Raw genomic sequence first — 22,491 nt, 5'->3', positions numbered from 1 at the left:
AAAACTATTTGTATTCATGTTTAGTACAAAATACTTTGGTACATTTACACGCTATTCATCACAGAATAGCGCACTCAGGCACAAAGATCAGCTACGCTTTTCAAATACTGAATCAACTAAACCATAATCAGCGGCTTCTTGAGCGCTCATGAAGTTATCACGGTCGGTATCACGTTCAATAACTTCCATTGGCTGACCTGTGTGATCGGCTAACATTTGGTTTAATTTGTTTTTAATACCAAGAATTTCTTGCGCATGGATAGCAATATCTGACGCTTGACCTTGGAAACCACCTAATGGCTGATGAATCATGACACGTGAATTAGGTAAACAATGACGCTTACCTTCAGCACCGCCAGCAAGAAGGAATGCACCCATACTGCATGCTTGACCAATACATACTGTACTTACATTAGGCTTAATGAACTGCATGGTGTCATAAATTGCCATACCTGCTGTTACTGAACCACCAGGTGAATTGATGTAAATAGAGATATCTTTGTCTGGGCTTTCAGATTCTAAAAATAAAAGCTGAGCGACGATTAAGTTAGCCATATGTTCTTCAACTTGACCAACTAAGAAAATTACTCGCTCTTTTAATAAACGAGAGTAAATATCATATGAACGTTCACCTTTCGCTGTTTGTTCAACAACCATAGGTACAAGAGCATTGAGTACAGATTCTGGTGCTTTATGCATTTTATACTTTCCCTAAATAAAAATGGCTCATATGAGAACCTCATACGAGCCATTATAAATGGTGAACCGCCAATCAAGTCAAGCGAAGGTTACGCTTTACCTGTTGCCTTGTTCATAAATTCTTCAAAAGCAACTTCTTTTGGTGTTACAACAGCTGATTTTAGTAGCACTTCAACAGCTTGCTCTTCAAGAGCGACGTTACGCATATTTTGCATAAGCTCTTTGTTGCCGTTGTAGTATTCAACAACTTCAGTTGGATCTTCGTAAGCAGAAGCCATAGAAGCGATCAAACCTTGAACGCGTTCGTCTTCAGCTTGAAGTTCGTTAGTTTTAATAACTTCACCTAAAAGTAAACCTACTTTTACACGACGCTCAGCTTGCTCTGTGAATAAATCAGCAGGAAGCTCAGGCATGTTTTCAGTTTGGCCACCAAAACGTTGCATAGCTTGTTGACGAAGTACATTAACTTCACCATCAACAAGTGCTTTAGGAATAGTAATATCGTTAGCTGTTAATAAGCCTTCAATAACTTGTTCTTTAACGTTTGCTTTAAGCGCTTGCTCAAGTTCGCGAGTCATATTCTTAGTAATTTCAGCTTTAAGTGCGTCTAAGCCACCTTCAGCGATACCGAATAATGAAGCAAATTCATCGTTAACTTCTGGCAATTCAGCAGCTTGAACTTCAGTAAGCGTGATAATGAACTTAGCAGCTTTACCTTTTAAGTTTTCAGCGTGGTAATCTTCAGGGAAAGTCACTTCAACTTCAAACTCGTCACCAGATTTATGACCTACGATACCCGTTTCAAAACCTGGGATCATACGGTTGCTACCTAGCTCAAGTTCGAAATCATCAGCTTTTCCGCCTTCGAACTCTTCACCATCAACTGAACCGATAAAGTTCATTTTAACTTTGTTGCCTTCTTCAGCAGCAGTTTCAACTACAGCAAATGTAGCGTGTTGCTTGCGAAGAGTTTCAATCATAGTATCAACATCAGCATCATTAACTTCTGCTTGTGGTTGCTCTACAGCGATAGAATCAAGACCAGTCAATGCTACTTCTGGGTAGATTTCAAACGTCGCGATGAATACAAAATTTTCGCCTTCAGTTTCACCTGGTGCAAATACTGGAGCTCCAGCTGGATTTAATTTTTCTGCCATGATTGCTTCAATGAAGTTGCGTTGCATAACTTCACCAGTCACATCTTGACGGATTGCAGCACCGTAGCGTTGCTTGATTACCGATACAGGTACTTTACCTGGACGGAAACCAGAAATTTTTGCACGCTTTGCTTCACGTAATAAATTGTCTTTAATTAATTTCTCAATTTGCTCAGCAGGTACAGAAATTGTTAGGCGACGCTCTAGGCCTTGAGTTGTTTCAACAGAAACTTGCATTGTTTTACCTCGAAATATGTCTGACTTCCTTTGTAATAGTCGACAGCTCAACTATTAAATATTCGTTTCTTGATGATTAATGTTTACTAATAAAAGTGTGACACAGCTACATTTAAGCACTGTTATCTGTAGTAATTCGTATTAGATATTTATCAAGACGCGACATTATAGCGGCGGTTTACAACGGAGTCGAGTGTCAAAACAGGGATTTTAGACATAAAAAAAGCGACCTAAGGTCGCTTTCTCTACAATTGTGCATTTTACATGCAAAATTTGGGGTGACTGATGGGGCTCGAACCCACGACAACCGGAATCACAATCCGGGGCTCTACCAACTGAGCTACAATCACCATTGTATGGTGCACCCGGCAGGATTCGAACCTGCGACCACCCGCTTAGAAGGCGGGTGCTCTATCCAACTGAGCTACGGGCGCTTGGTTTACAGATGAAACTGTAATCCTATAAACATAATAAACTAATTTGGTTGTTAGCTTATCTTTAAAGCTTATTCGTAAATAAACAGCATTACAAATAATTTAAAATTGGTCGGTGATAGAGGATTCGAACCTCTGACCCTCTCGTCCCAAACGAGATGCGCTACCGGGCTGCGCTAATCACCGATTTATCTTCACCTAGAATGCTGAAATTTCTTTCAAACACCTTAACTGCGAGGACGGAGCGCATATTAACGAGTCACTTTACTATCGTCAACGGTTTTTTTTGCAAACCTGTTCAGCTGCTGTTTTTACAAACAAAAAATTCTGTTTTTAAAAAATTGATAAGTCAATAATCATGACATGACTATAGCTGACTGATAGAATACGTCACGGAAAATTTTAGTCTTATTATCGCGCCACATAAAGGAAACTACCCTCTCATGACTGCCCAAAATATTGATGGCAAAGCGATTGCTCAATCTATTCGAACTGAATTAAAAGAAAAAGTACTTGCACGTGTAGAAGCAGGTAAAAGAGCGCCAGGTCTTGCCGTTATCCTTGTTGGTGCAGATGCAGCCTCTCAAGTTTATGTTGGTAGCAAACGTCGTGCCTGTGAAGAAGTCGGTTTTAAGTCTTATTCATACGACCTTGAAACTACAACCACAGAAGCGGATTTATTAGCATTAATCGACCAATGTAATGATGATCCTAAAATCGATGGTATTTTAGTACAACTACCATTACCTGCACACATTGAAGACTCTAAAGTCATTGAACGTATTAGACCAGACAAAGATGTGGATGGTTTTCACCCATATAATGTTGGCCGTTTGGCTCAACGCATTCCTGTTCTGCGATCTTGTACGCCTAAAGGGATAATCACCCTTATTAAGTCCACTGGTATTGATACTTACGGCCTTGATGCAACAATTGTAGGCGCATCTAATATCGTTGGCCGTCCAATGACATTAGAACTACTACTTGCAGGATGTACCACCACGACATGTCATCGCTTTACTAAAAACCTTGAACAAAAGGTACGTCAAGCAGACTTATTAGTCGTTGCAGTCGGTAAACCAGGCTTTATTCCTGGTGATTGGATTAAGCCTGGTGCTATCGTTATTGATGTTGGTATCAATAGATTAGATAGCGGCCGTTTAGTGGGGGATGTCGAATTTGATGTTGCTGCTGAACACGCTGCCTTTATTACGCCTGTACCTGGTGGTGTAGGTCCAATGACTATTGCTAGCTTACTTGAAAATACACTATATGCAGCAGAGCAATATCACGACTAAATAGGTCCATTAATATGAGTTGATACCATCATTAACTTCATAACAAAAAAGCCTGCAATTGCAGGCTTTTTTATTGAATGAACTCAGCGTTATTTTTTACGCCAAGTAGTGATACCATTTTCGCCGTCTTCAAGAATAACACCTAAGGCATTTAATCTATCTCTGGCGACATCAGCAGCAGGCCAATCTTTTTCAGTACGAGCGCGTTTACGTTCAACAATCAATGCTTCGATTTCAGCAACTTCATCATCACTGCCCTCACCTTGAAAATAAACATCTACGTCATGACTAATTAACCCTAACACATCCGTTAATTGTTTTAGGCTGACACCTAAACCACTTGCTTGTTGTAGATCGACTAATTTGAGGCGATTAATTTCACGGACCATCTCAAAAATAACTGAATAAGCTTCTGGTGTATTAAAGTCATCATCCATCGCTAATTTGAATTTAGCGACATAGTCATTTGCTGATGCTGCTTCAACGGTTAAATCTAGGCCTTTTAGTGAAGTATAGATACGTTCTAACGCCGATTTTGCCTGCTTTAAGTTATCTTCAGAATAATTTAACTGGCTACGATAATGCCCAGATAATAAGAAGTAACGAACAGTCTCTGGATCATAATGTTCTAATACATCTCTGATAGTGAAAAAGTTACCTAATGATTTAGACATTTTTTCTTTGTCTACCATGACCATGCCGGTATGCATCCAATAGTTCACATATTGTGAACCATGTGCACAGCAAGATTGGGCAATTTCATTCTCGTGATGTGGGAACTGTAAATCGCTACCACCACCATGAATATCGAAATTTTCACCAAGGTGCTTACTGTTCATCGCTGAACATTCGATATGCCAACCTGGGCGACCTGGTCCCCATGGTGATTCCCAAGTAGGTTCACCTGGTTTTGACATTTTCCACAACACAAAATCCATAGGGTTACGTTTGGTCTCTTCAACTTCAACTCGCGCACCAGCTTGAAGTTGGTCAAGGTTTTGACCAGATAAACGACCATATTCAGCATATGAAGATACACTAAATAACACATCACCATTATCAGCAACGTAAGCATGTTCTTTTGCGATTAACGTTTGCACCATTTCGATAATTTCATCGATATGCAATGTGGCTCTTGGTTCAAAATCGGGTCGCATCATGTTTAATGAATCAAAATCATGATGCATTTCACCGATTAAACGCTCAGTTAATGAATCACAGCTTTCTTTATTTTCTGCAGCACGCTTAATAATTTTGTCGTCTACATCCGTGATGTTACGTAAATAATTAACCGCATAGCCACTAAAGCGTAAATAACGAACAATCATATCAAAAGACACAAAAGTACGACCATGACCGATGTGACACAAATCATATATGGTGATACCACACACATACATATCAATCTTGCCAGGGTTAATCGGTTTAAATTCTTGCTTATCACGACTCATACTATTGTAAATTTTCAACATCGATGGTTCTCTTTAACTCTTTATAAAGCCCAAAATAATTGTCTTAAAGTCTAACATGAGCAACACTGTTTTGAACACTGCACTTTAAGCCTCACGTAAGATAAGTTAGAATCGCGCAACAATTTTTATCTAGGTAGTAAAATATGATCACTTTGCACACAAACATGGGCGATATCAAAATCGCTTTAAATGCTGAAAAAGCACCATTAACGGTTGAAAACTTCATGAAGTACGTTGAAGATGGATTCTACGACGGAACTATTTTTCACCGTGTCATTGACGGATTCATGATTCAAGGTGGTGGTTTTACTGAAGATATGAATCAGAAAACACCAAATGCTGCTGTTAAAAACGAAGCAAACAATGGTTTATCAAATAAAATTGGTACCCTTGCAATGGCACGTACTTCTGATCCACATTCAGCTACAGCTCAGTTTTTTATCAACGTAAGTGACAACACTTTCTTAGATTTTAAAGCTGAAACTTCACAAGGCTGGGGTTACTGTGTATTTGCTGAAGTCGTTGATGGAATGGATATTGTCGAAAAGATGAAATCTATCAGCACTGGCAACCGTGGCATGCATCAAGATGTGCCATTAGAAGCTGTTATTATCAATAGTGTAAGTGTTGCTGAATAAGCATCAATGAAAACTATTTTTATGGGTGATTTGCACTTAAGTGCAGATCGCCCTGATATTTCCCAAGCCTTCATTGATTACCTCAATTCAGATTTATCTGACGTTGAAGCTTTGTATATTATTGGTGATTTATTCGAAGTTTGGACAAGTGATGATATTGCAGAGCCATTTACCGATGTCATTGCCAGTCATATAAAACAAGTTTCCGCTCGTATTCCGGTGTATTTTATCCACGGCAATCGTGATTTTATGATCGGTAAACTGTTCGCGGCAAAGTCTGGCATGGTGTTATTGCCAGAAATCAAAGTATTGGACCTATATGGTGTCAAAACAGTTGTGTTACACGGTGACAGCCTTTGTACTTTAGATAAAGCCTATCAACGGTTCCGCAGTTTTCGAAACTCTTTTTTGGTTAAATGGACTTATTGTCATTTACCAAAATCTACTCGACAAAAAATTGCCGCAGATATCAGAAGCAAGAGTCAAAGCAGTAATCAAGACAAAAGCTATGTCATCATGGATGTCGAACAATCTGCTGTTGATGAGCTACTTGCCAAGACGCAGACGCAAAGAATGATACACGGCCATACTCATCGCCCCGCGATACATGAACTTGCTGATAATAAACAGCGAATTGTTGTTGGAGATTGGTATGAGCAAGGCAGCATTTTGATTGTTGATCAACACTCTACCAAACTTGAGAAACTGCCTTTTTAATCGACACTATTAATACAGTGTCGATATTATACCAATTCGATATCAAGACTTTTCGTTTTTACAGGTAAATAGATTAACTTGGCATTCCGCTGTGAAATTTAAAATCTTCATCTGGCGACATAATCAGTTCCGCTTCAACACCAGCAAGAAACTCAACTCTTTCAGTAATATCTTTATTCGATACCAACTCAGCTAACGTCAGATAGTCTTGATAATGGCGAGCCTCAGAGCGAAGCAATGAAACATAGAACTTCTCTAAATCTTCATCAAGATGCGGGGCAAGTTTTGCAAAACGTTCACAAGATCTTGCTTCAATCAACGCACCAATAATCAGTTTATCCACTAAAGCATCAGGTTCAAAAGTAGTCACATGCTTCAATAAACCTTTTGCGTACCTACCCGCTTCAATGAGCTCATACTCTACCTGTTTCTTTTCCATCAATTCCATGACTTGATAGAAATGGTGCAGCTCTTCTTTAATAAGCAGTACCATTTTATCAACAAGTTCTTGTCCATAAGGGCTACCAGCACGCACTTCAATCTGTTTACTGACGTTGCTTTTACCCTTAAGTGAGTTTAAGTCTCCCATCTTTTTATAGGCAAACTCTTCATAGGGCTTTATCCACTGAGATAACTGCAAGGCACTAGGCTTATCAACCGCATATTTCCTAATTAAAAACATCGCACTCTGAGCGGCCTTGAGTTCACAAATCATATGATCTCGTAAAATAATCGATAGGTTCTCTGGCCTACTGGCTTTTTCTATCCATTCCTCTGGTGTTTCACAGTTTAAAAAAGCATATATCGGTTCAAGTAAACCTTGCTCGTATATCATTGAAGTACCATAAAAGAATCTAATATATCGCTATTATATTAAATAATGGCCAACGATACGACCAACAACGCCTCAATATTCCAACACATATTCTATTAATTTAGCGGTGTTATTCAGGGCATGATGATAAATTAATTGAATAAAAAACGAATAGAACTTGACGTACGTCTCCTTATGTTCAATAAATAGTCTATACATCTTCGTAACAATAGTTGCTAAAGTTGTATTTCAATCTCCTTTAATGGATAAACTTTACTAGGGATAAAGTTATTACTTAACCAACCACTAAGAGATATTAGTGTATTAAGTATGTGTAGGACTGGTTAAGGCGATTGATATATAGGGCTATGATCAGTTCGTCTGAAGTTTGGCGAGCTATGTATAAAAATGCTAAACAAGGATAACAACAATGATATTGAATCACTTAATGGGGCTATACACTCATCCAAAACAAGAGTGGCAAGCAATTGAGCGCAACCATGAGGCTGTAAAAAGTAGCCTTAGTCATATATTACTCATCGCACTTATACCTGCCGTATGTAGTTATATCGCCACTGCTTATATAGGCTGGCATCCAGCAAATGGTGACCCACTATTCCTGACACCGCAAAGTGCTATGTTCATGTCTGTCGGAATGTATTTCGGTTTAATTGCCGGTGTATTGGCACTGGCATATTTGTCATATTGGATGGCTAAAACATTTGATGCATCCCCTACTTTCACACAAGCACTTGAACTAGCGGCATATACAGCGACACCTTTGTTCATGGTAGGTGTATCAGCACTTTATCCAGTGCTTTGGTTTATCATGTTAGTTGGGCTAGCAGGTTTAGCTTATTCAGTTTATTTACTTTACGCTGGTGTGCCTATCATTATGAACATCCCTGAAGAAAAGGGATTTATTTATGCAAGCTCTGTTGTGACTGCAGGTTTAGTATTACTGGTTGGACTAATGGGAAGCAGCATTATTTTATGGAGTTTAGGTTTAGGCCCTATGATGCAGTAAGCATTTTTATACTATAATTTAAAGGGCGCATTAGCGCCTTTTTTATTGGGCTAAATTCCGCTCGATTTTTCTATCGCGATACAGGGTGATAAATGACTAAAAACACATATCAAAAAATACTTTTTGTTCTACTACTTCTTTCTGGTTTATATGCTATCAACCATTGGGTGAAGTCATCATCAAAAGAACAGATCACTCAATCACCGCAAAAAAATGTCACTCCTGACACATCAACAAATAAAAGCATTGAGAATCGAGACCATAAAAATGATATTAAGAATAAGGACATTCAAAATATACAACCAAAAGACATTACATTAACTTCTCTGGATGAGTTAATTGCATTGTTTAACTCCCTTAATTACAACAAAGAAAGCTGGGATGCAGGGCTAAGAGAAGTTCCAAGACTCACATTTGAAAGTGTTGGCGAAAAATGGCAAGAAACCTCTAATGAGATCCCTGTTCAACTTAAGAAAATGGTCTTTTTTAGATTGATGGCACCATTAATTTTACTGAGTAATGAAAAGATTGCTCTTGAACGTAACATAGTCAAAACAGCACAGTTAAATGACGGTAAACTTATTCAGTTAGCGATTAAGTATCGCGTCATTTCTGAGAGCCCTGAGCAATTAACAGAAGAGCACCGGGCGCAATTACTTCAACGTGTAGATATCATGCCGCCGTCATTAGTGTTAGCTCAAGCCGCTGAAGAAAGTGGTTGGGCGACATCGAGATTTACCGTAGAAGGGAATGCTTTTTTCGGCCAGTGGGACTTCAGTGGTAACGGCATGATCCCTAAACAGCAAAGAAAAGAGTTAGGCAACTATGGTCTTGCCCGCTTTGATACTCCTCAAGCTTCTGTAGAAGGTTATATGCTTAATATCAATACTAACGCTGCCTATTTATCTTTAAGGGAGATGAGACAAGGTTTACGCAAGGATAAAAAGCCAATTACAGGTCTTGAACTTGCCACAACCCTTGATAAGTATTCTGAGCGTGGACAAGCTTATATAGATGGTATCCAGGGGATAATTCGGTTCAACAAACTTGATCAGGTAGACGCCGCTTATTTGGGTGACGATACGCCGCTTCACTTGATATCAGCTAACCAATAAACCAGACTCACTTCTAGGTTACTGACAATAAAAAAGCCAGAACAGCTAAGCTGTTCTGGCTTTTTAAGTCTTTATTAATGTTTACGCATAAGTATCACGTAATGCCACAGTTAAGTTAAACACTAACGCATCTTTAGACGAGTCTTTGTTATCGGCACAGAAATAACCTTCACGCTCAAACTGATACGCTTTCTCTGCAACCGCATCAACTAAGCCAGCTTCTACAACGCCATTTAAAACTGTCAATGAATCTTCATTTAACACTTCATCTAGCGTTTCAAATGCTGCTGGTGACGCTTCGGTAAATAAACGATGATATAGACGGAATTCAGCAGATTTTGCAGTTGATGCCTCAACCCAATGGATCACACCTTTGACTTTACGGCCATCACTTGGGTTTTTACCTAATGTTTCGTTGTCATAAGTACAATAAACCGTAGTTACATTACCCTCTTCATCTTGATCAAAACGTTCAGCTTTAATGACATAAGCGTTTCGTAAACGAACTTCTTTACCTAAAACTAAACGCTTAAAGTGCTTATTGGCTGATTCTTTAAAATCTTCAACATCAATAAATAACTCTTTGCCAAATGCAATTTCACGCGTACCCATCTCTGGTTTATTCGGGTGCATTGGCGCGTTAATGATTTCAGGCGCATCAGATGGATAGTTTTCAATAACCACTTTAATGGGTCTTAACACAGCCATTGCACGGGGCGCATCGGCATTTAGTTCTTCACGGATACACGCATCAAGAACACCACCTTCGATGAGGTTTTCTTGTTTAGTCACACCGATGCGTTGGCAAAACTCACGAATAGATGCTGGCGTATAACCACGACGACGCAAACCTGCAATAGTAGGCATACGTGGATCATCCCAACCATTTACTAAATTACGTATCACTAAATCATTCAGTTTACGTTTCGACATCATCGTATATTCAAGATTCAATCTTGAAAACTCATACTGACGAGTACGATTTGGCTGATTAAAATCTTCTAAATGATCTAATACCCAGTCATATAACCGACGATTATCTTGAAACTCTAAAGTACATAAAGAGTGGGTAATGTTTTCAATCGCATCCGAAATACAATGAGTAAAATCGTACATTGGGTAAATGCACCACTTATCACCTGTTTGATGATGGTTTGCAAAACGAATACGATAAATAATCGGATCGCGCATACACATGAAAGGTGAAGCCATATCGATTTTTGCACGCAGTGCACATTCACCTTCTTTAAATTCACCTGAGCGCATTTTTTCAAATAAGCTTAGATTTTCTTCAATAGAGGTATCTCGGTACGGACTATTCTTACCCGGTGCTTTTAATGTACCGCGATACTCACGGGTTTCTTCTGAATTTAAGAAACACACATAAGCTAAACCTTTGGTAATTAGCTCAACTGCATATTGATGCAGTTGGTCAAAATAATTTGACGAATAACGAATTTCACCAGACCATTCAAAACCCAACCAACGAACATCATCCTGTATAGAATGAACATAATCGATGTCTTCTTTTTCAGGATTAGTATCATCAAAACGTAAGTTACATTGACCTTGGTAATCTTTAGCGATTCCAAAATTCAAACAGATAGACTTAGCATGACCAATGTGTAAAAAACCATTGGGTTCTGGCGGGAAACGGGTTTGCACACTGGTATGCTTACCACTTTTTAAGTCTTCGTCGATAATATTACGAATGAAGTTACTAGGACGTACTTCGTTGTCCACTTGACTCATGGAGTTCCTCTTGGGGCGCTAAGGTGAAATTTTCTTAACTTCGATGATCCTACAGATTTACGCCAGTTACAATGCCTGTTTGATAAAAAAAATGCACTTAAAACAAAAAACCAGCATTTAATAAAATGCTGGTTTTTTTTTGAACATCAAATTATCTTATTCAGTGATAATTTTGATACCTGGAATAATTTGCTCACCCTGTCTACCTTTCTTTCTTAGCCAGAAATAAAAGCCGATTAAAGCAATGGTGAAGAATGAAATCCAGCTAATTGATTGAACAGGGTGCTTGGCTATATTTGCACCTTGATAAACCACCGTTGCGCTGCCGTAAGCTAAACCAAAAGTCCATAAAGCTGCAAACCTTGCCCATTTCGTACCGAACTCGTTGACTAAAGCGCCCATAGCGGCTACGCAAGGAGTGTAAAGCAACACAAATAGTAAGTAAGAAAATGCTGCAACCTTGGTCGTAAAGCCAGCTTGAAGAGCACTGAAAGTTGAACGATCAACTTCCAGTTCTTCTGCCGCCTCTTCCATGTTTTCTACATTGCCAACAGAAATTGACAATGGGTCTTCAGGAGCAATACCTAATAAGTTTTCAGGGATTGTACTCCATGCTTCAGCAAAACTCTCAGATAACGTTGCGAGTTCTTCGTCTTCACCCATTGGATCAGCATATAAACTATTTAATGTTCCAACAACGGCTTCTTTTGCAAATATACCGGTGATAATACCTACAGTCGCAGGCCAATTGTCTTGTTCTACTCCCATCGGAGAGAAGAATGGGGTCACTTTTTGACTCAACACACTTAATACTGATTCTTTACTGTCTTCATGGCCAAAACTGCCATCGGTACCAATTGCATTTACAAAGTTGAGTAAGGTCACCACGATAACAATTGTTTTACCAGCACCTAAAATGAAACTTTTAGTTCGTTTTGTCGTGCGAGAGAAAACCGCTTTCGCTTTTGGCATTTCATAACTTGGTAATTCCATTACTACAGCACTACTCGTGCCAGGTAAAACAGTACTACGAAGCAATAAACCTGTGCCTACAGCAGCTAGAATACCGATGATATAAAGTAAGAATACTAAGTTCTGACCAGATTCAGGGAAGAACGCTGCAGCAAATAATGCATAAACAGGTAAACGTGCACCACAAGACATAAATGGTGCCATCATGCCAGTCACAATTCTTTCTCGCTCACTACCCAGTGTACGTGTAGCCATAATTGCAGGTACAGAACAACCAAAACCCACAATCATTGGCACGAATGCTTTACCAGGTAAACCGATACGTCTCATCAAGCCATCTACGACAAATGCAGCTCGGGACATATAGCCAGAAGCTTCAAGCACTGATAATGCAAGGAACAAGGCTGCGATGACAGGAATAAAGGTAGCAACAGTCTGAACACCTTGACCGATACCGCCAGCTAAAATAGTCACAACCCAAACTGGTGCGCCAATTGAGGTTAACAGTGCGCCGAAGTGATCAACAAAAACTGCGCCTGCCGCGATATCAAAGAAATCAATAAATGAACTGCCCACGTTAATACTGAACATGAACATTAAATACATAACGAATAGAAATACAGGAACGCCCAAAACAGGGTGTAAAATTAATTTATCCAGTTTATCGCTAGCAGTTTCGTACTCGCCCACTTCAACTGAACTTTCAAATATTTTTTGAACAAAATCAAATCGTGTTGTTGCCACTAAGACTTCTACATCTGTACCGGTTTGCTCTGCAATTTTAGTACAGTCATTAACAACATCTTTTAAGCTGGTGTTGTCACATTGACCACAGCCATTGCCGTTACCTAGCATAGCAAGTGCACGTCCACGACTTAAATCAGGAGCATGTTCTTGTAGCGTTTTTACTCCAGATTCGATACTCCCGTCGTAGTTCAAAATCAAAGGTAACTCAGTGATGTTGCCCTTTAATAAATTCAAAACTTGGTCTTGTACCTGCTTTACGTCTTTTATCTCGCGAGAACAGACTGCGATAACAGGACAACCTAACTCTTTGGTCATCTCTTCGAGATTAACACTAACGCCTAATTTTTTGGCCGCATCAATTTTATTTAATACCACAACCATTGGTACACCTAGTTCTCTTAACTGCACAGTTAAATAGAGGTGTCTTTCAATATTTGTGGCATCGACAAGGTTAATGATCCCGTCAATTCTTTGTTCTGCAAGATACTGCTGAGCAATCTGCTCATCTAAAGAGCAATCACAAGTATTACCTGCAGGTAATAAGTCATAAATACCCGGTAAATCGGTTAAATGAATATTGGTATTATCCAGCGTAAAATAGCCCGTTTTCTTTTCAACGGTTACACCAGACCAATTGCCGACTTGCTGATTAGAACCAGTAAGCGCATTAAAAAGAGTCGATTTACCCGCATTTGGATTACCTACGGTTACGCAATGAAATTCTTTAACCATTAGTTTTTACCACCTCAATAATATCTGCTAAGTCACGACGCATGCACAACCGACTCCCACGTAAATCAATTTCAACGCCTGACCCCATTGGAGCTCTACGTAATAATTTGAAAGAAGTATGTGGTGTGATCCCCATAGATAACAATTTGCGCTTTACTGTTTGTGGCAACGAAAGTTGTCCAATTTCAGCAATCTTCGCCATATCTCCGGGATTGAGTTCACTGAGCTTCATTAAGCATCTACCTTGGGTTTTAAAATACGAATTAGACTAATTTTATATGAGCTAACGAGACAAAACCGCTACATAGATCATATTTCTTGAGTGTAAACGAGAATGGTTTTCAATTGTATTGTCAATTATGTGATAAAAGCCCATAAGAAAATAGTGCTTTGTATAAAATTATTTGTTAATGACTAAATTAATGGTTCATTGAGGGATTACTTTAACGTTCGATTAACGAATGTCGTTACTTAGTAACCCGAAAACAAACTCATCTACCCAATGCTTACCAATTTTATAATTCTGTCTTAAACAACCTTCTTGCATAAAACCACAATTCAACATCACTTTAGCTGATGCGGTGTTTTTAGTTGCGCAAATCCCAATAAATTTATGAATATCGAATTGATGTATTCCCCAATCAATTACTGCTTTTAAACTTTCCGTTCCATAGCCTTTACCTGCTGCATTTGGTGAAATGATATAACCGACTTCTGCGCGCCGTAATAAATTATCATCACAATGAAAGCCGGTTAAACCAACAAAACATCCTGTATGAACATCTTCGATGACTAAAGTTAACCAATTACCTGATTCAAAAGACCAAGGCAATAATCTCGATTCAAACTTAGCTTTAATCTCAGATAAAGGTGAGACCTCAGTAATAAACTTCATAACCTCTTTATCTTGATGCAAGTCATTAAAATAATTCCAATCAGATTGACTAATCGACCTGATTTTTAATCTCTCGGTAAATAGTTCAATCATTAACCGCCCCCTTTTCAATAAAAAAGGCAGCCGAAGCTGCCTTTGTAAAAACGTGCCTAATTAAGCTCTGCTGGTAACTTCTAATAAGTGGTAACCAAACTGAGTTTTTACAGGACCTTGTACTTCGTTCAGTGGAGCACTAAAAACGACTTCATCAAATTCACGAACCATCATACCTGGGCCAAATGAACCTAAATCTCCACCTTGTGCTCCAGATGGACATGAAGAATGGGCTTTAGCAATTTCAGCGAAATCTGCACCGGCTACGATTTGTTGTTTAAGATCTTCACATTGTTCTTCTGAACTGACTAGAAGGTGTCTCGCTGTTGCCTGTACCATTTTTTGCTCCTTTGGTAATTAATACCATTTTCAAATATTTTATTTTTATAAATAGAGAGGGAGCAAAAAATGCTCCCTCATTACTCAAGTTACTTGGCTAAGCTAACAGTTATTGTTTATTTTGCCAATTCAGAATCAACCCAACGTCCAATTTTTTTCTCCATAACCGCCATTGGTAATGAACCCGTGGTGAGGATTTGATCATGAAAACCTTTAAGGTCAAATCTGTCACCCAATTTAGCTTCTGCATCAGCACGCAGCTTCAAAATGGTAAGTTGGCCAATTTTATAAGAAAGAGCCTGACCTGGAATTGCCATGTAACGCTCTACTTCAGCAATAATATCTGATTCAGCCATTGGAGAGTTATCCATCATGTACTGGATAGCTTGCTCTCGACTCCATCCTTTAGAGTGCAACCCAGTATCAACCACTAAACGCATAGCACGTAACATTTCATCTGAAAGCTTACCAAAGTACTGATACGGGTCTTCAAATAACCCCATTTCGATCCCTAGGTACTCAGCATATAAAGCCCAACCTTCTTCGAATGCGGTATACCCTTGGAAACGCTGGAATTCAGGAATGCCAGTCAGTTCTTGCTTAATCGCTATTTGGAAGTGATGTCCTGGCGCAGCTTCATGCAAGGAAAGTGTCGTCATTCCCCATTTAGGTTGTGCTTTTAGATTATAGGTATTGATATAAAATACACCGGGTCTTGAACCATCTACTGCTGGCGACTCATAAGAAGCCCCTGCTGCAGATTTCTCTCTAAAGCTCTCAACAGGCTTAACCACATAATCAGCTTTTGGCATAACATTAAAGTACTTAGGTAGTTCTTTATTAATATTATCTTTCAGCACCATATAACCATCAATAAGCCCTTGGCGGTCATTAAAGAAATATTCAGGCTCACTTGATAATGAAGCAAAAAATTCCGTTAAATCCCCTTTAAAATGAACTTGTTCACGCACTTTATCCATTTCTGCCAGAATACGTTTAACTTCAGACAAACCAATTTGGTGAATTTCATCAACAGGCATCTTAGTCGTTGTGTGACTGTTTGCTAAAGTTTGGTACCACTCTTTACCATTTGGCAGTCCCCACCATCCATCTGATGCTCTTGCATGGGGAAGATAAGTTTCTTTAAAGTAATCTCTTAAACCTGTTAGAGAAGGAATTAACTGAGTCTGAATAAGATTGTCATATTCCTCTGTCAATTGTTTCTTTTCTTGCTCAGTAAAATCATCAGGCATGATGTTAATAGGTGCATAGAATAAACTTTGATTGGCTTCAGCAACTAACTGAGCATCTAGCTGAGGAATAATTCGCTCAACCAATACCTTGGGTAATACGACTTTGCTTTCGATTCCTTCATCCATTCTTGCTTGTGCAAGAGAAATCCAATTAATGAAACCAGATAGACGACCAAGCCAGTTTTTGTAATCAGTAACAGTTTTGAATGGTTGGGCACTTTCACCACTGCCTAATTGAATCATACTGATAACCGTACTATAGAATTGATTCATCGGCATATAATGCTCAGGATATGATTCAGCCACTAAATCCATGTGACGATCATACATAAACATGTCAAAACTTAGCTGTAAATTAGCAGGAAGTTCCTTAACGTTTATTGCTTTAGCGGCTTTTAAATAACGAGAGTTAAGCTCATGTCTTTGTTTTAGGTATTCTTCGGTTAATGATCCGCCAAAATTATCGTTGTACTTATTAACACCGACGTAAGTTGCATAGATGGGTTCTAAAGCGAGTAAATCATTAAAATAATCATCTGCTAATTTGTTATAAGTTTGTTCAGCCGTTTGAACGACTTCTTTGCTAGCAATCTCATTAGATACCTTGCCTTCGCTAACTGTTGGTTTAGCTTGATCACTGCAGCCTTGCAGTGAAAATAAAGCAGTGATGGCAACTGCGAGTAATGTTTTTTTCATTTTCTGATCCCTGTTTCGGCCACAAAACTGTGCCGTAAATATCCAAACTAAAATCTTTATTATGGGTAATAATGTATAACAATTATTTGTTGTAAGTTAGTAAAAAATTGTAACTGTGAATATTAAATATTTGTTCAAAAAAACTTAAGGAATAATAAGCAAAAAAAAAGCCCCATAAAGGGGCTTTTTAGAATAAAAACGATTACAAAGTAATGTTATTTATTCTGGCTTTTTCTTTGATGTAAGAAATATAACTGTTAGCGCTACGCTTCGTTTTACTGTATTTAGCAGCACGATTTGCACGCTTATAAGCAGACTTATATTGCTTCAAACTTAAATGAGCTAATGTTAACTCAAGTTCAGCTTCACCTGGTTCATCCAAACCTATAGCAAGTGCTTTTTCAAACACTGGAATTGATGCTTTAGCTTCTTCTGCAATAGCTAATATTTTACCTTGTTTAAGGTATAAATCAGCATCACCAGATATTTCAGCAGCTTGGCCATAAAGCTTCGCGGCTTGCTTGAAGTTTTTAGCGTTATGATAGAAACCAGCTAAGATTTTAATAGACTTTTCAGACTCTTTAATCAAACCAGATTTCACATGCTTTTCATACAGTTTAGCTGCATTATATGGCGCACCATTTTGCGACATAAGCTGAGCTAGACGAGTAATATTACCGTCAGTATCAAGAAAACCATTTTTATAAGCTAAGTCGTAAGTTGCTAAAGAGTTTTTATAATCTTCAGTCATCAAATAAAATTGTGCTAGCTGTACCCAAAGACGTTTATCATCTTGGAATAGAGGTACCATAACTTCTAGGATGTTAACTGCTTCTTTATACTTCTTTTGATTAAAGTATGCAGTTAATTTCATTTGATAAAGACCTTTATCAGGCTTCTCAACTAAAGAAAGACCTTTATCAGCAACTTCTAGTACTTTATCCCACTGCTTAAGTTCGCTATATGCAATACCGACACGACGGTATACAACAGGGTCAACTTTACAAGTGAAGTCCATCCACTTGTAATAGTAAGGAATCGCTTCTTTAAACTTCTTTTCTTGTAATAACAAATCAGCATACAAACGCATTGTTGCAGCATGATCCGTACCACCAAGAATGTCAGAATCAACAGCGGTTTTTAAGTACTTTACTGAGGTAGCCATCTGACCTTTTTCAGCATAGAAAGAACCGATCATTCTATCAATATATGCTTTATCAAAGTCATTTTTGGTATTTACTTCAAGCAATATTTCAATTGCTTCATCCAAACGGCCTTCAGTATAGGCTTCAAATGCTTTTTGAACTTTCTTACCAGCACTAGCACCAACTGCACGAGACTTTCTTTCATCTATCGGACACTTTTCAACAGCAGCTTGTGCTGTTGAAACAGTGAGTAGTGAACCACTACATAAAGTGATTAATAACGCACTAGCTATTTTATTTACTTTACGCATTATCTACCCCCTTTATCCAAGCTGAAATCAAGTTGTACTGTCATACCAGGAACCTTCATAGCCTTACCATCAATGATTTTAGGCTTATATTTCCATTTCTTTAACGCTCGAATTGCTTCTCGGTCAAAGACACGTTTAGGTTCTGCTTTAATAACTTTTACGTCTTCGATGCCGCCCAGTTCATTAATAGTGAAAGATAGTTGTACATAACCTTCTTTACCATCACGTGCTGCAGCTATTGGGTATTGTGGATCAATACGTACAATAGGTGTTGCATCACCATCACGCGTCATCATATTGCCAAGTTTAAAACCTGTACTTGCACCGCCTGCTACTACACCACTCATGTTGAATGCCATATTCGTGTCAATATCTGACGACGTATCTGGCGGAGTCGTGTCCGGCTTCGGTGGTTGCTCAGGTGGTGCTGGCGGCTTTGGTTTAACCCTAGGCTTGTCCTGAACTTTCGTATCTTGTTTGTCCATGCTGATCTCGATAATCGGAGAATCAGCTGAAGTGTCGGCGCGTTTAGCGCCGCCACCGACCAAGAAGGCCATGAAGACAAACAAGGCGAAAGTAACAGCAGCACCGACTATTAGTGATACTATTGCTCTCAGCATATTAGTCTTTCCCCGCTGAAATCGAGATTTTATCGATACCCGCTTTCTTAACGTTGTCCATAACCTTAACTACAAGGCCATGTTCGGCTTCTTGGTCTGCTTCGATTAATACAGCCGCTTCAGGTGCTTCAGCTAACATACGTTCTACGTTTGCTGTTACACGCTCGATGTCAACCTGACGGTTTTCCATCTTAATTACGCCTGTCTTACTCACACCAATAAAGATGTTTGCAGATTTTTGTTGTGTCGCTGTAGAAGCTTCAGGTTTCTTATAATCAAGACCTGATGGCTTAATGAACGAAGTCGTCACAATAAAGAAGATCAACATGATAAACACGATGTCGAGCATCGGAGTCATATCTACCTGAGCTTCTTCTTCTACACTAAAATGCTTTTTACGTGCCATTTTCAATACTCTCTCTAGTGGTGTGGCAAGCTATCTTTAAGCTTTTCAAGACTGATTTTCAATTTTGCATCTAGTCGAGTGCTAAAGAACACACCTGATAATGCTGCAACCATTCCTGCCATTGTCGGCATGGTTGCCATTGAAATACCAGCCGCCATCATACGAGCGTTACTCGTACCATGAACTGCCATCACATCGAACACTGCTATCATACCGGTTACGGTACCAAGTAGACCAATCATTGGACAAATGGCTACTAAGGTTTTAATAAGCAGCATACGAGCATTCATTTGTTGCTTAGCTTGGGACACCCAAGCTTCACGGATACGGTGTGCATACCAAGAGGTTGAATCCTCTCTATCATTCCATGCGTTGATAATCTCTTTATGCTCTTTTGGTGCAGTTAAATTGATGTACCAAAAGCGTTCAAGCATTAACACCCACATTAGAAATAACACTGCCGCAACCAACCAGAGAATATCTCCTCCGGTGGCCATGAAGCCCCTGACAGAGTCCCAAACATCCATCAGGATTAGCATCATTAGTCAGCCCTCTTCTCAGCATGCTCTGCAATAATACCAGCACTTTGTTCTTCAAGAACTTGAACTACTGATTTGCTTCGAGCAATTACAATAGCGTGCATAAGCATTAGTGGAAGTGCAGCAACAAGACCTTGAACCGTTGTCATCAATGCCATTGAGATACCACCAGCCATTAGACGTGGATCACCTGTACCGAACAATTGAATTGTTTGGAAAGTTGCAATCATACCGGTAACAGTACCTAGTAGACCCATCATAGGAGCGATAGCAGCTAATACTTTAATGATAGAAATACGTGCTTCTAAAGCAGGTGTTTCTTTCAAAATAGCTTCATCAAGTTTCAATTCAAGTGTTTCAACATCAACATCTTTATTGGCATGGTATACCTTAAGTACTCGACCTAATGCGTTGTTGCCAGGTTTAGAAGTATCTTTACGTTGAGCTTTAACTTTAGCGCCAACAATATAAAGAGTCACTAAACGTTCAATTGAAATTAATGCACCAAGAACAAGTAAACCAATAATGATGTAACCAATTGGACCACCCGCTTCAATACGTTCTTCGATTGTCGCTTTCTGAGTGAATACGCTTAATAGAACACCGCGAGCTGGATCGACATAGAGCTTCTCATAACCAGAAGTTGCGCTAGTAAATGATTTAACACTTGCTACTTGCGTACCACCTGGTTGCTGTGAAAGCTGTTGAATCAAACCAAGGTCTGCGTTGTAAACAACATATTTACCATCAGCCAAAAGGTTGTATGCACCAACACGAGTAACGGTTGTATTAGTAACACCACCGTCTAAGCCAGTAACATCAGCATTGAAATTAACAACTTTACCTGATTCAACCATTTCAAAAAGTTGAGCTTCCCAAAAGCGCTCTAGCTCATCGATTTTTGGTAGTTCTTTACGTGCACCAAGTTCCGCAATAAATGCTTCACGGCCTGGGAATTGCGCAGTAATGTTAGAAGAAACTAACTTACCAGCGAAATCGCCAGCTTCACCTTTAACAACACCAAACATTTCGCCTAAGTCACCAGAAGCAATCTTACGATCTTCTTCAAGTTGCGCGATTTTACGTTCGTTATCAGTAAATGCTTGAGCTAAATCTTTACCACGTTGTCTTTCAGTCGCAAGGGCTGATTTTTCACGTTTAAGAAGAGCAGCTTTATCACCACGTTCGTTTAAAAATTCCGCTTCGCGCTTTTTATTTGTTTTTGAAGCGTTAGCACGGTCGGTTTGAACTTGTTTTAATAATTGATCAATCGTTTTTGGTGCATCTGCAGCGCTAACCATACCTGATGTTAGTGACAGAGTTGCAGCAACGATTGCTGTAGTAATAAACTTTTTCATTATTGCGCAGCCTCCGCAGCAGGGATTGGTAGAGCAAACAGATCAGGTGCACCTTGTCCACGAGCCTGTTTAATTGCTTTGCTTAAGTTACGAAGGTAGCTATCTTCTAACTGATCCCAAGCTTTAGTTTCGTCGTTAAACATCCAAGCAGACTTTTGATCTTGGCTTTGAGCGTAAAGGCTTACACGGCCGAAGTTTAAGAAATCAACTAGGATTTCTTTATCACCAAGTTTTAATTGGCCAGTTTCAGCAATCAACTTTGAACCGTATTCACGCTCAATGTTATATGCGTCTAAAATCAAACGGTATTTTTCGGCTAAAGTCACTTCAGCACTGTTTAATGTATCTCTCAAACGCTGAACACGAGTTTCGCGAGCTTCAACATTGAATGGTAAGTCTAATGCAATAAATTGCTCTAAAGCTTCTACCATTTTAAACATTAATGGAACAACGCCTTGTCTAAGAGCATCAACACCGTCGATATCATCTTGAATCAGTTTCATTGTTGCTTGTTGGTCTGCAACCAAACCAGCGACATAATCATTGTAAGATTTTAGTGATTCGCGTTCGTCAGCAACTGAGCCATACTCAAAAAGCATGTCTTGTGCTTGATCAAAATACTTATCAACTTTATTTTGCGATGATGCAGCGTCAGCATGGATCTTGCTATCTGCTTTCTGCACATCAGTAAGAGGATCTGCAATCACGAAGTTGCTGCTAGCTAATGCAAGCGCGCCAACAAGTGCAGTAGCGATTTTTGTTCTATTGCTTACCTTGGACATAGTTCCCAACCAATTTATAGTGAATTAGAAAGCTTAACTAATGAGTAACAACTCCGATTTTATTGTTAACCGATGTTGCTGCTACTAAGTCTATCTTTCTCTTGTGATTGTTAGTTTTTTCTTCCCTATTCTATACCTGCTAGGGCATAGACCCGCTCGCATCATTTCACAAAATGTTGACCTGTGTCAACATTTGAGAACATCAAAAACAAGCATAAAGAAGTGTTTCAATTAAACTCAAGA

The 22,491-nt window shown here is 39.0% G+C and carries 21 protein-coding genes and 3 tRNA genes; 5 read left to right on the top strand and 19 right to left on the bottom strand.

The annotated features are described in order from the left end of the window. Positions 1–87: 87 nt before the first annotated feature. The 5 genes from clpP to FPK91_RS00165 all read right to left on the bottom strand — a co-directional run bounded on the left by clpP (position 88) and on the right by FPK91_RS00165 (position 2,713). Positions 88–699 (bottom strand): ATP-dependent Clp endopeptidase proteolytic subunit ClpP, encoded by a 612-nt coding sequence (gene clpP / locus FPK91_RS00185; protein ID WP_144206560.1) that lies wholly within the window; start codon positions 697–699, stop codon positions 88–90. Between the two features lie 89 nt (positions 700–788). Further along, the gene (gene tig / locus FPK91_RS00180) at positions 789–2,093 is read right to left on the bottom strand and encodes a trigger factor (protein ID WP_144206558.1); all 1,305 of its coding nucleotides are present in this window, start codon (positions 2,091–2,093) and stop codon (positions 789–791) included. 274 nt (positions 2,094–2,367) lie between these two features. After that, positions 2,368–2,443: transfer RNA gene (locus tag FPK91_RS00175), tRNA-His, on the bottom strand. Positions 2,444–2,450: 7 nt separating this feature from the next. Further along, a tRNA-Arg gene (locus tag FPK91_RS00170) sits at positions 2,451–2,527 on the bottom strand. Positions 2,528–2,636: 109 nt separating this feature from the next. Beyond that, positions 2,637–2,713: transfer RNA gene (locus FPK91_RS00165), tRNA-Pro, on the bottom strand. A gap of 257 nt (positions 2,714–2,970) precedes the next feature. Between FPK91_RS00165 and folD the strand changes: the two genes are divergently transcribed. After that, positions 2,971–3,825 carry a bifunctional methylenetetrahydrofolate dehydrogenase/methenyltetrahydrofolate cyclohydrolase FolD gene (folD, locus tag FPK91_RS00160; RefSeq protein WP_144206556.1) on the top strand — a complete coding sequence of 285 codons (855 nt, stop codon included), beginning with the start codon at positions 2,971–2,973 and terminating at the stop codon, positions 3,823–3,825. A gap of 89 nt (positions 3,826–3,914) precedes the next feature. Here the strand turns inward: folD and cysS are convergent, their stop codons facing one another. Next, positions 3,915–5,297, bottom strand: a complete 1,383-nt coding sequence (gene cysS, locus FPK91_RS00155; RefSeq protein WP_144206554.1) for a cysteine--tRNA ligase — start codon at positions 5,295–5,297, stop codon at positions 3,915–3,917. Positions 5,298–5,440: 143 nt separating this feature from the next. Between cysS and FPK91_RS00150 the strand changes: the two genes are divergently transcribed. Together FPK91_RS00150 and FPK91_RS00145 are read left to right on the top strand one after the other, a co-directional pair. After that, a complete protein-coding gene (locus FPK91_RS00150) occupies positions 5,441–5,935 on the top strand; it encodes a peptidylprolyl isomerase (protein ID WP_144206552.1) in 495 nt (164 codons plus the stop codon). Positions 5,936–5,941: 6 nt separating this feature from the next. Further along, on the top strand, positions 5,942–6,652 hold the full coding sequence (locus tag FPK91_RS00145) for a UDP-2,3-diacylglucosamine diphosphatase (RefSeq protein WP_144206550.1): 711 nt from the start codon (positions 5,942–5,944) through the stop codon (positions 6,650–6,652). Between the two features lie 73 nt (positions 6,653–6,725). Here FPK91_RS00145 and miaE read toward each other — a convergent pair whose 3' ends face one another. Next, positions 6,726–7,487, bottom strand: coding sequence for a tRNA isopentenyl-2-thiomethyl-A-37 hydroxylase MiaE (gene miaE, locus FPK91_RS00140; protein WP_193559175.1), 762 nt, complete (start codon positions 7,485–7,487; stop codon positions 6,726–6,728). A gap of 409 nt (positions 7,488–7,896) precedes the next feature. Between miaE and FPK91_RS00135 the strand changes: the two genes are divergently transcribed. Beyond that, positions 7,897–8,493 (top strand): Yip1 family protein, encoded by a 597-nt coding sequence (locus FPK91_RS00135; protein WP_144206548.1) that lies wholly within the window; start codon positions 7,897–7,899, stop codon positions 8,491–8,493. 92 nt (positions 8,494–8,585) lie between these two features. Further along, complete coding sequence (locus tag FPK91_RS00130; RefSeq protein WP_144206546.1) at positions 8,586–9,608, top strand: glucosaminidase domain-containing protein; 1,023 nt, start codon at positions 8,586–8,588, stop codon at positions 9,606–9,608. An 81-nt stretch (positions 9,609–9,689) separates the two neighbouring features. Here the strand turns inward: FPK91_RS00130 and glnS are convergent, their stop codons facing one another. From glnS to FPK91_RS00070, 12 genes are all read right to left on the bottom strand, one after another. Further along, positions 9,690–11,360 (bottom strand): glutamine--tRNA ligase, encoded by a 1,671-nt coding sequence (gene glnS, locus FPK91_RS00125; RefSeq protein ID WP_144206544.1) that lies wholly within the window; start codon positions 11,358–11,360, stop codon positions 9,690–9,692. Between the two features lie 156 nt (positions 11,361–11,516). Continuing rightward, positions 11,517–13,811 (bottom strand): Fe(2+) transporter permease subunit FeoB, encoded by a 2,295-nt coding sequence (gene feoB, locus FPK91_RS00120; RefSeq protein ID WP_144206542.1) that lies wholly within the window; start codon positions 13,809–13,811, stop codon positions 11,517–11,519. Continuing rightward, positions 13,804–14,043: a FeoA family protein gene (locus tag FPK91_RS00115; protein ID WP_144206540.1), complete on the bottom strand. Its 240-nt coding sequence runs from the start codon at positions 14,041–14,043 to the stop codon at positions 13,804–13,806. Before FPK91_RS00115 ends, feoB begins: the two co-directional genes overlap by 8 nt. 222 nt (positions 14,044–14,265) lie before the next feature. After that, positions 14,266–14,799 (bottom strand): GNAT family N-acetyltransferase, encoded by a 534-nt coding sequence (locus FPK91_RS00110; protein ID WP_144206538.1) that lies wholly within the window; start codon positions 14,797–14,799, stop codon positions 14,266–14,268. A 60-nt stretch (positions 14,800–14,859) separates the two neighbouring features. Further along, a complete protein-coding gene (locus FPK91_RS00105; RefSeq protein ID WP_144206536.1) occupies positions 14,860–15,138 on the bottom strand; it encodes a peptidylprolyl isomerase in 279 nt (92 codons plus the stop codon). A 116-nt stretch (positions 15,139–15,254) separates the two neighbouring features. Then, the gene (locus FPK91_RS00100; RefSeq protein WP_144206534.1) at positions 15,255–17,087 is read right to left on the bottom strand and encodes a DUF885 domain-containing protein; all 1,833 of its coding nucleotides are present in this window, start codon (positions 17,085–17,087) and stop codon (positions 15,255–15,257) included. 202 nt (positions 17,088–17,289) lie between these two features. After that, the gene (locus FPK91_RS00095; RefSeq protein WP_144206532.1) at positions 17,290–18,543 is read right to left on the bottom strand and encodes a tetratricopeptide repeat protein; all 1,254 of its coding nucleotides are present in this window, start codon (positions 18,541–18,543) and stop codon (positions 17,290–17,292) included. Next, positions 18,543–19,163: an energy transducer TonB gene (locus FPK91_RS00090; RefSeq protein WP_144206530.1), complete on the bottom strand. Its 621-nt coding sequence runs from the start codon at positions 19,161–19,163 to the stop codon at positions 18,543–18,545. The genes FPK91_RS00095 and FPK91_RS00090 overlap by 1 nt, the downstream gene beginning before the upstream one ends. A 1-nt stretch (position 19,164) precedes the next feature. Continuing rightward, positions 19,165–19,569 carry an ExbD/TolR family protein gene (locus FPK91_RS00085; RefSeq protein WP_076537018.1) on the bottom strand — a complete coding sequence of 135 codons (405 nt, stop codon included), beginning with the start codon at positions 19,567–19,569 and terminating at the stop codon, positions 19,165–19,167. Positions 19,570–19,583: 14 nt separating this feature from the next. Next, positions 19,584–20,111 (bottom strand): MotA/TolQ/ExbB proton channel family protein, encoded by a 528-nt coding sequence (locus FPK91_RS00080; RefSeq protein WP_144206528.1) that lies wholly within the window; start codon positions 20,109–20,111, stop codon positions 19,584–19,586. Further along, positions 20,111–21,466 (bottom strand): MotA/TolQ/ExbB proton channel family protein, encoded by a 1,356-nt coding sequence (locus FPK91_RS00075; protein ID WP_144206526.1) that lies wholly within the window; start codon positions 21,464–21,466, stop codon positions 20,111–20,113. The genes FPK91_RS00080 and FPK91_RS00075 overlap by 1 nt, the downstream gene beginning before the upstream one ends. Then, positions 21,466–22,248 carry a DUF3450 domain-containing protein gene (locus FPK91_RS00070; RefSeq protein ID WP_144206524.1) on the bottom strand — a complete coding sequence of 261 codons (783 nt, stop codon included), beginning with the start codon at positions 22,246–22,248 and terminating at the stop codon, positions 21,466–21,468. Before FPK91_RS00070 ends, FPK91_RS00075 begins: the two co-directional genes overlap by 1 nt. Between the last annotated feature and the right edge of the window lie 243 nt (positions 22,249–22,491).

This window comes from Shewanella donghaensis, from assembly GCF_007567505.1.
In the GTDB taxonomy this organism is placed as follows: Bacteria; Pseudomonadota; Gammaproteobacteria; order Enterobacterales; family Shewanellaceae; genus Shewanella; species Shewanella donghaensis.
This window is presented reverse-complemented; position numbering and strand designations above follow the sequence as displayed.

Coding starts and splice junctions, on each gene's coding strand:
- FPK91_RS00150 (WP_144206552.1), top strand. CDS start 5,441: ATGATCACTTTGCACACAAACATGGGCGATATCAAAATCGCTTTAAAT.
- FPK91_RS00080 (WP_144206528.1), bottom strand. CDS start 20,111: ATGATGCTAATCCTGATGGATGTTTGGGACTCTGTCAGGGGCTTCATG.
- glnS (WP_144206544.1), bottom strand. CDS start 11,360: ATGAGTCAAGTGGACAACGAAGTACGTCCTAGTAACTTCATTCGTAAT.
- FPK91_RS00070 (WP_144206524.1), bottom strand. CDS start 22,248: ATGTCCAAGGTAAGCAATAGAACAAAAATCGCTACTGCACTTGTTGGC.
- tig (WP_144206558.1), bottom strand. CDS start 2,093: ATGCAAGTTTCTGTTGAAACAACTCAAGGCCTAGAGCGTCGCCTAACA.
- clpP (WP_144206560.1), bottom strand. CDS start 699: ATGCATAAAGCACCAGAATCTGTACTCAATGCTCTTGTACCTATGGTT.
- FPK91_RS00115 (WP_144206540.1), bottom strand. CDS start 14,043: ATGAAGCTCAGTGAACTCAATCCCGGAGATATGGCGAAGATTGCTGAA.
- miaE (WP_193559175.1), bottom strand. CDS start 7,487: ATGATATACGAGCAAGGTTTACTTGAACCGATATATGCTTTTTTAAAC.
- FPK91_RS00130 (WP_144206546.1), top strand. CDS start 8,586: ATGACTAAAAACACATATCAAAAAATACTTTTTGTTCTACTACTTCTT.
- FPK91_RS00100 (WP_144206534.1), bottom strand. CDS start 17,087: ATGAAAAAAACATTACTCGCAGTTGCCATCACTGCTTTATTTTCACTG.
- feoB (WP_144206542.1), bottom strand. CDS start 13,811: ATGGTTAAAGAATTTCATTGCGTAACCGTAGGTAATCCAAATGCGGGT.
- FPK91_RS00085 (WP_076537018.1), bottom strand. CDS start 19,569: ATGGCACGTAAAAAGCATTTTAGTGTAGAAGAAGAAGCTCAGGTAGAT.
- FPK91_RS00135 (WP_144206548.1), top strand. CDS start 7,897: ATGATATTGAATCACTTAATGGGGCTATACACTCATCCAAAACAAGAG.
- FPK91_RS00095 (WP_144206532.1), bottom strand. CDS start 18,543: ATGCGTAAAGTAAATAAAATAGCTAGTGCGTTATTAATCACTTTATGT.
- FPK91_RS00075 (WP_144206526.1), bottom strand. CDS start 21,466: ATGAAAAAGTTTATTACTACAGCAATCGTTGCTGCAACTCTGTCACTA.
- FPK91_RS00105 (WP_144206536.1), bottom strand. CDS start 15,138: ATGGTACAGGCAACAGCGAGACACCTTCTAGTCAGTTCAGAAGAACAA.
- FPK91_RS00090 (WP_144206530.1), bottom strand. CDS start 19,163: ATGCTGAGAGCAATAGTATCACTAATAGTCGGTGCTGCTGTTACTTTC.
- FPK91_RS00110 (WP_144206538.1), bottom strand. CDS start 14,799: ATGATTGAACTATTTACCGAGAGATTAAAAATCAGGTCGATTAGTCAA.
- cysS (WP_144206554.1), bottom strand. CDS start 5,297: ATGTTGAAAATTTACAATAGTATGAGTCGTGATAAGCAAGAATTTAAA.
- folD (WP_144206556.1), top strand. CDS start 2,971: ATGACTGCCCAAAATATTGATGGCAAAGCGATTGCTCAATCTATTCGA.
- FPK91_RS00145 (WP_144206550.1), top strand. CDS start 5,942: ATGAAAACTATTTTTATGGGTGATTTGCACTTAAGTGCAGATCGCCCT.